Raw genomic sequence first — 710 nt, 5'->3', positions numbered from 1 at the left:
GCTCCCGTCTTTTTGGCGCCCCGCTCCCCGCCCGTAAAATAACCGCCACGCGGCAGCGCGAGACAGGACGAGACAACAGGGGGACGGCAAGCATGCAGGCATTCCAGTGGTTCGACGAGCTGTCGACACGCGAACGCAGGACGCTGTATGCCGGATTCGGCGGCTACGCGGTCGATGCGTTCGACTTCATGATCTATTCGTTCCTGATTCCGACGCTGATCGCAGCCTGGGGCATGACGAAGAGCGAGGCCGGGATGATCGCGACGAGCTCGCTGATCTCGTCGGCGCTCGGCGGCTGGGTCGCCGGCATCCTCGCCGACCGCTACGGCCGCGTGCGCGTGCTGCAGTGGACGATCGCGACGTTCGCGCTGTTCACGTGCCTGTCCGGCTTCACCCATTCGTTCTGGCAACTGCTCGCGACACGCACGCTGCAGGGCTTCGGCTTCGGCGGCGAATGGTCGGTCGTGACGATCATGATGGCCGAGACGATCCGCTCGCCCGAACACCGCGCGAAAGCCGTCGGCACCGTGCAGAGCAGCTGGTCGTTCGGCTGGGGCGCGGCCGCGATCCTCTACTGGGCGTTCTTTGCGCTGCTGCCCGAGCAGGTCGCATGGCGCGCATGCTTCTGGATCGGCATCGCGCCCGCGCTGTGGATCCTGTACATCCGCCGCAACGTCAGCGATCCGGACGTCTACACGGCCACCCGCCGC

The 710-nt window shown here is 66.5% G+C and carries 1 protein-coding gene; it reads left to right on the top strand.

The features are described from left to right. Nucleotides 1-92: 92 nt before the first annotated feature. Nucleotides 93-710 (top strand): MFS transporter (locus FOZ70_RS38300; RefSeq protein ID WP_258025799.1); only part of this gene is annotated, 618 nt, incomplete at its 3' end.

The organism is Burkholderia sp. COPS, assembly GCF_019425585.1.
Taxonomy (GTDB): domain Bacteria; phylum Pseudomonadota; class Gammaproteobacteria; order Burkholderiales; family Burkholderiaceae; genus Burkholderia; species Burkholderia cepacia.
The sequence above is the reverse complement of the archived record's forward strand: the minus strand, read 5'-3'. Positions and strand labels throughout refer to the sequence as shown.